Origin of the sequence: Synechocystis sp. FACHB-383, from assembly GCF_014698605.1 — a bacterium.
Taxonomy (GTDB): domain Bacteria; phylum Cyanobacteriota; class Cyanobacteriia; order Cyanobacteriales; family Microcystaceae; genus Synechocystis; species Synechocystis salina.
Window position 1 is genome coordinate 1 of record NZ_JACJTJ010000006.1, and the last position, 10,837, is coordinate 10,837.

Consider the following 10,837-nt stretch of genomic DNA (forward strand, 5'->3'; position numbering starts at 1 on the left):
TGGGCGAGACTAAAACGTTATGTTTCCCAACTTGTTAGTAAGGGAGAATCGCTAATTTCTGCATTGGATATAGCTTTGCGAGAATTGTCCTAACTATCTCGTTCTTTGCTATAGTTATTAATCGAAAAATATTTGTTAGCAAACTATATTTTATTTTCAGGAAAAGTTACCTAATTGATTAACATTTATAGACCAGGAGTTTTATTGACCGACTGGCCGTCGGTGAACAGATCAATCCTATCGCCTGAGATAACAATAATCATTTTCATTGACAAGCTGATAAATAAGTGAGTTTGGACTGAAAAGGCGCTAAAACACCGTCGTATTGGTGCGGGCACTCCGTACAGTAGAAGACAAAACCCCTACTAAAGTTGCCACAGCAGCATCTGGTAAAAGCGCCACGGTGGCATCATCAAACCAATTTTCTAGCTGATTTAAAATCACCTGGGCCCTTTCTATGGCAATGGGATTATCAACAATTTGTTTGATTAACACAGTCCACTGCCGGCGAATTAAATAGGCTTTAATTTGTTCTGCGGGGGACGGAGGCGTTAACCAATCAAGGTTACCCACCGGATAACAAAGAGTCACATCCTGGTCTAAATCTCCCCCCACAAATGCCCCTGGCCCAGCAAACTCGGCATGGTAGGGCTTCACTAAAATCACCCCATTGCGGCGGCGAGGGTTGATCACTAGGGATTGTTTATTTTGGAGATGCTCCAATAGGGCTTCGGCGGAGGTCATTATGGGCTTTGGTGGACTGGGGTGGGACAAAGAATTTCTGTAGTCAGGATCTTTTCCCATAGTAACCGTCGGGGTTTCTGCCATAGCCAGGCTCGCCAACTCCATTCCGCTTCCTGATAAATAAATCCCAGGGTTTGGTAGAGGTTTTGGGCCCCCAGATTATTTTCCATCACATGCAGACTAAGGCGACGGCACTGCCACTGATCAGCAATAGCTTCGCATTTTTGGATTAATTGTTTGGCGATCCCCAGGCGACGATGTTGGGGGCTCACAGCCAGGTTAGAAATGTAGGCAGTGGTCTTGGGGCGGGTGAACCAGTGTTTGAGGGAAACTTCAGCGGTGCCAAGAATTTCTCCATTGTCTGAATTAACAGCAATGAGGCAATGGTAAGCGTTGTCGCCATGGCGCATACGCAGCCGTAGGTCTTCTGTGATGCCTAGGCGCAAAAATGGATAGCTCCACATCAGCCAGTTTTGGGGCGGGTGGAAACTTTTGAGCAAAAGGTTGGCCAAGGGCGGAATATCTTCCACAGTGGCCACACGAATTGCAATGGAGAGGAGAGGAGGAGGGGCGGACTTAACCATTCAGGCGGGGCAAGGGAATAATACCGTTCCGGGAATTATACAAAAATTTTTTACTCTGGGGGGACGGTCCCCTATGACCCGGTATGTCGACAGTAAAATCTTGAAACAGAGGTCACAATTTCACCCCAAAACTTTGCTGGATATTTTTAATTAATCCAAACGGTCTTAGCATTAACAAATTCTAGAATGCCCATGCGTCCCAGTTCTCGCCCAAAGCCGGATCGTTTAATACCCCCAAAGGGAATGCGGGGATCGGATTTGGTCATGCCGTTGATAAATACGGCTCCGGCTTCTATGCTCTGGATTAGTTTTTGTTGACTGGCGGAATTCTTAGTCCAGGCACTGGCCCCCAAACCAAAGGGAATGTCATTGGCTAAGGCGATCGCCTCTTCTAAATTATTGACGGTAAATCCCAGAGCGACAGGACCAAAAAATTCCTGACGATAGGTGGGGGCAGTGGGGGGCACATCGGTGAGCAGGGTGGGGGGGTAGTAGTAGCCTGGTTGGTCTAGGGCTTGGCCGCCACAACGACACCGGGCCCCAGCAGCCATGGTTTGCTCCACTTGGTCAACAATGTCGGCCAAGATATCGGGGGTGGCCAGGGGGCCGATGTCCGTGCTCGGCTCACTGGGGTCCCCCACTTTCAGAGCTTGAAATTCTTCGGTTAAACGTTGGAAAAATTCCTCGGCAATGCTGGCTTGGACAATGAATCTTTTGGCGGCAATGCAGGATTGCCCATTGTTTTGCATTCTGGCCGGCACCGCTGTTTGGATAGCTTGGTCTAAGTTTGCATCTTCCAAAACGATGAAGGGGTCAGACCCCCCCAGTTCCAACACGGTTTTTTTAATTTGTTGGGCGGCGGCGCTGGCGAAACTAGCCCCGGCGGGTTCACTGCCCGTTAAGGTTCCCGCTTGGATACGGTCGTCGGCCATTAACTCGCTGGCCGCTTTGCCTCCAATTAATAGGGTTTGAAAAGCGCCCTCGGGAAAGCCCGCTGTCTGGAAAATTTCGGCGATCGCCAGGGCACATTGGGGCACGTTGGAAGCGTGTTTGAGTAGACCCACATTGCCCGCCATCAAGGCCGGGGCCGCAAAACGAAACACCTGCCAAAAGGGAAAATTCCAGGGCATCACCGCTAAAATTACCCCCAGGGGTTGGTAGGCAATAAAACTCTGGCTGGCATCGGTGGCCACCATTTCATCGGCCAGAAATTCCTCAGCCTGATCGGCATAGAAACGACAAACCAGCGCACATTTATTAACTTCGGCGATCGCCTGTTGGACCGGTTTACCCATTTCCAGGGTCATGAGGGCGGCCCATTCATCCCGTCGTTCTTCCAGAATATCCGCCGCCCTTCGCAACCATTGTCCCCTTTGAGCAAAGGGTAAAGCTCGAAAACTCCGGAACGTTTCCTGGGCTAAATCCAGTTTGGCATCCACCGCCGCCGCACTATGGGGGGTGAAAGTTTGCGCTGTTTGGCCATTGGCCGGATTGATAGTGGCGATCGCCATGGGTTAATCCCTCCCGCAGTTTAAGTTCCCTCAAAAGCCATGGGCTTTCCCCTACCAGTCTAGGTCTCCTTCATGGGATCCTGCTAGCTTGGGTTGGTGACGGGATCTCCGTTATCTTCCTCCGGTGGAGGAGGGGGATTGGAGCCGTCTTCCCCTTTCTCCCCTTTCAAGAAGCGGGCTTCAGCTTCTTTAACAATGGTGTAAAGCACCGGCACCAAGAACAAACTAAGAACAGTGGAAATTAGATAACCACCAAAAATAGCTGTCCCCAAAGACCAACGGCTCATGGCCCCCGCTCCAGAAGCAATCACCAAGGGCCAGAAACCCACCAACCCAGAAATAGCCGTCATTAAAATCGGTCGCATCCTTTCCTTGGCCGCAAAGGCCGCCGCCTGGGGAATCTTCATGCCCAAATCCATGGCCTGGTTGCCAAACTCCACAATCAAAATGGCGTTTTTACTAGCTAGACCGATCAACATCACCAACGCCACCTGGGCATAGACGTTATTGTTCACCGCCGGCCAAACCATATTGGTGGCCACCATGAAATTGGCCCGCAGGAGAATCGCCCCCATGGCGCCCAAAATTGCTAGGGGCACAGTCATCATAATGATGGCCGGGTCCACATAGCTTTCATACTGGGCAGACAGTACTAGGAAAACCATGATGAAAGCCAACCCAAAAATGATCGGTGCCGCCCCGGCGGATTGCAATTCTTCATAGCCGGTGCCATACCAGGCATAGCCAATGGATTCAGGGAATAATTCCTTCGACAGCCTTTCCATTGCCGCCATCGCTTGCCCTGTACTGTAACCAGCAGCAGGGGATGCTTGGACGTCCACAGCGGGGTAGATATTAAAGTGGGTCAAAATCGGTGGGTGGGTAGTTTGTTTCACCTCCACCAGATTGCTTAACTGCACTAAAGCTCCCGTGCGGGAACGGACATAGAGTCGGCCAATGTCCCGGGGATTGGAACGAAATTCCCCATCGGCCATGGCATAGACCTGGTAGAGTCGTCCTTCCAAAACAAACTGGTTGATATAGTTGGAGCCCATATAGGTGCCAATGGTGCTGAACACCTCGGAAATATCAACATTTTGGGCATTGGCCTTCTCCCGGTCCACACTAATTTCCAACAGGGGAGCATTAAAAGTGAACTGGGTAAAGACGGTGCGGGGGTCTAGGGCGGGTTCCTGGCGTAATTTCCCCATAAATTCCTGGATGTAGTCCAAAAAATTATCCAGGGGAATACCACCGCGGTTTTGCACATAAAAATCCAGACCTCCGGTACTACTTAAGCCATCCACCGGGGGAGCATTGACGGCAAAAACCTGGGCATCAGGAATTTTTTGAGCCAACTCTCGGTTAATCTGCGCCAACAAACCAAACACCGATCCCTTTTGGCCAGGGCGTTCATCCCAGTTTTTCAGCTTGACGAAAAAGAGGGATTTACTACTGTCATTACCTAAAAAGCTGAATCCCCCCATACCCAAGACGTGCTCCACCTCATCCCGGGCGGCAACAATTTCAGTGGCCTGGGAAATAACGTCTTTGGTGTACTCAATGGAAACCCCGGCGGGGGAATTACCCAGCATGAAAAAATACCCCTGGTCTTCTTCCGGGATAAAGCCGGTGGGGGTCATGTTATACACAAAGGCAGTGAGGGCAATACTAGCAATGTAGATGGGGATAGCTAGCAGTCTCACTTTCAGTAGCATGGTAATAATATTGCCGTACCGTTCCTTCACCCAATCAAAACTGCGGTTAAACACTCCAAAGAACCAAGCCAACGGCCCATGGGATTCTTGGGTGCGGCGCATCAGAATGGCCGACATACTGGGGGAAAAACTGATGGCGTTAAAGGTGGAAACGGCCACCGCGGAGGCCATAATGACCGCGAATTGCTTATAAACAATGCCGGTGGTGCCAGGGAAAAAGGTAACCGGAATGAATACGGCCATCAGCACCAAGGAAGTGGAAATTACCGCTCCCGTCAGTTCCCCCATGGCGTCCAGGGCCGCCTGAAATGGTTTCATGCCCTGGTCCAATTTAACTTCGATCGCCTCCACGACGAGAATGCCGTCATCCACCACTAGACCGGTGGCCAGAATGACCCCAAACAGGGTTAATTGATTCAAGCTAAAACCAAAGGCAAGGGCAAAGGCCATGGCCCCAATTAGGGAAACGGGAATGGCGAGGGCTGGAATCAGGGTGGTGCGCCAATTCTGCAAAAAGATGAAGATGACCAGAATTACCAGCAAAATTGCCTCCACCAGGGTCATCACCGCCTCTTCTAGGGACGCAGTTACAAACAAAGTGTTATCCAAGGCTACTTCTGCGTTCAGTCCCGGCGGAAACATGGGCTTCAACTCGGCCATTTTTTCCTTGACCATGGTGGCGGTGTCTAAGGCGTTGGTGCCGGGCAACTGGTAGATGACAAAGGCCACGGCCGGTGCATTGTTGAACAGGGCCGTTTGAATGTAGTTTTGGGTTCCAATGGTGGCCCGTCCCACATCTTTAATGCGGATTAAGCCACCGTCTTCCCCCACTTTGACGACAATTTGTTCCGCTTCCTCCGGGGTGGTAAAACGACTCAGGGCCCTGGCGTTAATCTGGAAACGTTGCTTGTCAGTCACCGGCGGCAGGTTAACTCCCCCTACCCCCACTTGGACGTTCTGATTCCGGATGGCATCGAGCACATCGGAGGCGCTTAAATCCCTGGCGGCGAGGGCATCGGGGTCCAACCAAAACCGCATCGCGTATTCGGATGCCCCAATAATGGCGGCGGAACCTACCCCATCAATCCTTTTAATTTCATCCAGCAGCACCCGGTCAACAAAGTTGCTGACAAAAACATCGTCGTAGATGGGTTTGCCCTGGTCATCGTTTTCTGAGTAAACCCCATAGGCGATGGTAACGGAGGGGGATTGGGTTTGGGTGGTTACCCCCTGACGGTTCACAGCTTCCGGCAAGCTGGCGGAGGCGATCGCCACGTTGTTTTGCACCAATACCTGGGCAATGTTGCGGTCCATTTCCACCGGAAAATAGACGTTGATGGTGGTGGTGCCCGTGTTGTCGGTGTAGGAGTTCATGTAAATCATTTGCTCCGTACCGTTAATCTGCCGCTCTAGCACGGTGGTGACGTTATCCACCGCAGTCTGGGCGTCGGACCCCACATAGTTGGTGGTTACCGACACCTGTTTGGGGGCCATGTCTGGCAATTTGGCCAGGGGCAGTAGGGGTAAGGCGATCGCCCCGAGGAGGATGATAACGATGGTGCACACCGTAGTCAACACGGGGTTTTTGATGAAAACGTTGGAGATACTCAGCAACATAAACCTGGGGGACGGCGGAAAGGCAAACCGGACTCACGGAATCCATTGACGGCAAAAGGGGGAAAAAGCTTCCCCTACCCATGGCGATCGCCGGGGGCGGGAATGGCCAGAGTGCAAAGATCCCACCCATCTTAAAGGTTTTTCTGGGCAATGGAGCCAATCCCCATAGTTTCTTTAAATTTGCCTTGCTCCAGACCCCCCAGCTGGGGAAATCCAGAGCCACTTCTTCCCCTAATCAGCGCCCCTATTGGACGTTAATCCGGAACTGGAGGTCGTTGAAGTCCAGATCCCCTCCCCAGAAACTGTCCTCAAATTGGAAGGTATCACCCAAAACGCGGATGTGGTCGGCTTGATCAGGGTTGGCCCCCAGATAGGAGAAGTAGTTAAAGACATTGCCATCGGACTGACTAACGGTGAGGTAAGGGGCAAACAAGCTCCCCCCGGCCAGTTGCAATACCTGGTTGCTAGTCCCGGCGGTAACAGTAAATTGGGCGGCGGTGTTTTGCAGCGCCACGGTTTGGTAGTTACCATCACCAGGGTTTAGCAGTTGGCCCGTCAGGGGATCCGTAATGGCGCCAAACTGATTTTCCACTCGGTAAAAACCAACGGAGAGCCCAAAGGAAGCATCACTGGTAATTTCGTTTATGCCAAGATTTACTGGGCCACTGAGGGAACGGAAATCTAATAATTCCCCATTGATGGGATTTTGGTTCAACTTAATGATTACGTCGTTATAGTCAAAGTCTCCCCCTCCCAGCATGTCTTCCACCCCAAAGGTGTTATCCGCCAGTAACCGGAAATGATCCAGCCCATCGGGATTGGCGTTGATGTAGCTAAAGAAAGCAACGGGGCCAGCGGCGATCGCCTGGTTGGCAGGGTTAACCGTCAGGAATTGATTTTCGGTGCCATTGGAAATGAGGAACGGAGCAATGATTTGCCCTGGGCGAATTTCCCCCCCAATAGGTTGGCCGTTGGAACCAAGGGAAAGACGTTGTCGCACCGCCACTGCGGCATAGTTGGCATCGCCGGGGTTGACCAGTTGACCGGTGGTGTAATCCAGCACTGTGCCCCCCGCATTCTCAACTAAGTAGAAGCCAACAGTATTGTCATAGGCAGAGTCACTGACGATCTGAACCCCGATTTGGAAGTTTTGATTGCTCGTATTAGCAAAGATCTCCTGTTGGGTTTGGCCTTGGTAGAGCGTCCCCAAGGGGGCCGGCTGGTCTGTCATTGCCACCCGGAAGACAAAGTCATTAAAGTCCCCGTCTCCTCCCTGGGCACTATCTTCCCAAGCAACAACTATCCCCTGGCCGTCATTACTCGAGACTTGCTGGATTTGATTGCCATTGGCGATCGCCTGACTGAAGAAAACCGGAGTGGATATGGCCCCGGCGGCCTGCTCCCTGAGCACCATATCCAGGGAATTATTTTGGATTAACAGGAAGCCAAAACTATCACTAACTTTGAATTCTTCCATAGTCCGGGTCAGGGATTCGCCGAAAAGCTGAGTCTGTCCACTGATGCCAGTGAACACTACCTGACTATTTTGTAGTGCCGCTTCCAGATAGCCTGCTTGTCCTGGGGCAATGCCATTGATAGTTCCCTGGCGATCGTCCACCCTGAAAATAGCCACCTCATTTTTGAAATCTCCATCCACTTCCACCATGGTGAATTTGAGATGTTCCTGATTATCAATGGCAACGCTAGCCGTCCGATTATCCCCATTAACATCGGTGATGGTGTAGGTAAACTGATCGACTAGCCCATTAGCAGTGAAAACTCCCGCGTTAGAGGTGAGGCCAATAGCTGGGGGAACGAAACCTCCCTGGGGCAAAATATTGACCGCAAATCGCAGATCATTGAAATCCCGGTCACCAAAGGTCGTGTCTTCAAAGCTATAGACGTTATTAGCAAAACGAACATAGTCCACTTGACCCGGATTGGCATCAATGAGGGCAAAGAAGTGATTCACTTGCCCGTTACCCTGGTCAGACGTTAGGAACGGAGCATAGATGCCGCCTCCAGGCAGTTCAATCCATTGAACTGGATTATCTTTACTGATTTGTAGCCCGGGAATGGCGCTGGCCAGGGCCACATTTCTGTATTCCGGGTCCGCTGGGGTTAAAAGTCGCCCCGAAGCTGGATCAAGGATGGTGCCAAAATGATCGAGAACTTGATAAAAGCCGACGGAGTTGTTGTAGCTGGCACTACTGAAAATATCACTGATTTCTATCCGCACAGGCCCTATGGCTGAGCGTAAATCCAATAACTCTTCATGGATGTGATAGGTCAAGAAATCGTCACTGAAGTTGTTGGGGGTGCCATTATCCCGCAGCACCGCCGTGCCTTTAAGGGGTTGGGTCAGGCTGGTGATCTGAATGCCCAAGCCCTGATCGTTGGCTAAGACATCGACATTGATGGAGCCAAAACCTAGATCGCCAATAACAACGGTACCCCGATCATTGTTGATAGAAATTAGAGAACTAGTCTTAATTTCAAATTGACCTACATCGTTGGTATTGCCTGCATTATCCGTTGCTGTAATGGTGTAAATGCCATCGCCGGTATTGGCCCCATTACCTGTGGAGGAACCATTGAAGAAGTCTCCAAACGGATCACTATCCGGGTCGGATGGGTCAGCGTCAATTAATTTGATTGTGTAGGTGGAAGGGTCACCAGGGTTAGCACCGGGGGTTTCCACCACTTCATAGGCATCGGGATCAACGGGGTTACCGTCAGGCCCAAGCAACCCAATCTCTAATCCTGGCTCACCAGTGAAAGTCAGTTCGGGGTTGCCATTACTGCTCAACAAGTCATCGGCACCGGTATCAGTTGCGTCACTGATGTCCAGGGGACTGAAAGGAGAATTGCCATTGTTGGGAGTACCGGGAGAAGTCGTATCAATTTCAAATTGACCTACATCGTTGGTATTGCCTGCATTATCCGTTGCTGTAATGGTGTAGGTTCCATCCCCAGTGTTGGCCCCATTACCTGTGGGGGAGCCATTGAAGAAGTCTCCAAACGGATCGCTATCCGGGTCAGATGGGTCAGCGTCAATTAATTTGATTGTGTAGATGGAAGGGTCACCAGGGTTAGCACCGGGGGTTTCCACCACTTCATAGGCATCGGGGTCAACGGGGTTACCATCAGGCCCAAGCAACCCAATCTCTAATCCTGGCTCACCAGTGAAAGTCAGTTCGGGGTTGCCATTACTGCTCAACAAGTCATCGGCGCCGGTATCGGTTGCGTCACTGATGTCCAGGGGGCCGGCATTAGGGGCTGTGGTGTTTAATACGGCACTATCGCTGCCATCAGGACCTTGGTTCCCAGCATTATCCGTTATGAATGCACTCACCGTTAAAGTGGCACCTTCGGCGGGTACTGCTACCTGGGTGGTTACTACTCCGGCATTAATTTGGGCGGTGGTGAGGACAATGGTCTGGGGAGTGGTGCCATCGCTAATGGTCAGGGTGTCCCCGGCAACTAACCCAGTGGGCAAGGCGATCGATACATCTATCAACCCATTCAATTCCCCGGCACTGATAGTTCCATCGTTGTTGGCATCTTCGGCGATCGTTACGGTGGGTGCTCCGGGAGCGGGCGGTGGGGGCGGCGCGATGGTATCTAATACGGCACTATCGCTGCCATCAGGACCTTGGTTACCGACAATATCTGTGACAAAGGCGGTCACCGTTAAACTGTTACCTGGGTTGGGTGCTGCTACCTGGGTGGTTACTACTCCGGCGTTGATTTGGGCGGCGGTTAAGACGATGGTTTGGGGCGTGGTGCCATCGCTGATGGTCAGGCTATCTCCGGCTACGGCGGTTCCAGGTAATGCCACCGATACATCTACTAACCCACTCAATTCCCCGGCACTGATAGTTCCATCGTTGTTGGCATCTTCGGCGATCGTTACGGTGGGTGCTCCAGGGGCCATGGTATCGATTGTAATATTCTGATTAGCCTGGGCAATGTTATTGGCAAGATCAGTTGCTGTGGCAGTTAAAGTGTAGTCGCCTGGAGGTGTGGTTATGGCACTGAGGTCTAAACTCCAATTGTTACCATTAACGATTAATTCAGAGTCTATACCCAGCGTATAGGTAGTGCCATTGAAAGTAACTGTCAGGATATTCGTAGGCAGATTAGTCCAAGTCCCAGTGATGACTAAGGTTTGATCGTTGGTAGTAAAATCACCGGCTGTCCCACTATCAATGCTAATGGCGGTAATCGTAATGCCTGGTGCGTTGGTGTCGATGGTAATGGCCTGGGTATCTGTGGCGGTATTACCTGCCAAATCCGTTGTGCTAACCGTTAAGGTGTAGTTACCTCCGGCCAGGATTTCATTAGTGGTACGGTCAAGATTCCAGTCGCCGTTGCCGTCCGCATTAGTAGTAGTGCTGAAAACAACATCATTATTGTTGTCCCTTAGGGTAACTGTCACCGTTGCACCTGTATCAGCAGTACCGCCATAGACCAGTGTTTGGTCACTGGTAATAAAGTCTCCTATGATTCCAGTGTCATTGCTAATACTCGTGATGCTGATAGTCGGCGCTGTGGTATCGATGGTGATATTCCGAGTAGCCTGAGTAGCGGCATTGCCAGCTAAGTTGCTCACATCGGCGGTGACGGTTTCACTTCCTTCAAAGTTGGCAATGTCGGCTAC

At 51.2% G+C, this 10,837-nt stretch carries 5 protein-coding genes; all 5 read right to left on the bottom strand.

The genetic code is table 11. The features are described 5' to 3' along the window. Window positions 1–309 precede the first annotated feature (309 nt). Window positions 310–744, bottom strand: a complete 435-nt coding sequence (locus H6G45_RS00070; protein ID WP_242017976.1) for a hypothetical protein — start codon at window positions 742–744, stop codon at window positions 310–312. Next, window positions 744–1,328 (bottom strand): GNAT family N-acetyltransferase, encoded by a 585-nt coding sequence (locus H6G45_RS00075; RefSeq protein WP_190595445.1) that lies wholly within the window; start codon window positions 1,326–1,328, stop codon window positions 744–746. The genes H6G45_RS00070 and H6G45_RS00075 overlap by 1 nt, the downstream gene beginning before the upstream one ends. A gap of 146 nt (window positions 1,329–1,474) precedes the next feature. Continuing rightward, on the bottom strand, window positions 1,475–2,839 hold the full coding sequence (locus H6G45_RS00080) for an NAD-dependent succinate-semialdehyde dehydrogenase (protein WP_190595446.1): 1,365 nt from the start codon (window positions 2,837–2,839) through the stop codon (window positions 1,475–1,477). A gap of 83 nt (window positions 2,840–2,922) precedes the next feature. Then, a complete protein-coding gene (locus H6G45_RS00085) occupies window positions 2,923–6,174 on the bottom strand; it encodes an efflux RND transporter permease subunit (protein ID WP_190595447.1) in 3,252 nt (1,083 codons plus the stop codon). A 244-nt stretch (window positions 6,175–6,418) separates the two neighbouring features. Then, a partial coding sequence (locus H6G45_RS00090; protein ID WP_190595448.1) for a DUF4114 domain-containing protein occupies window positions 6,419–10,837 on the bottom strand: 4,419 nt, incomplete at its 5' end.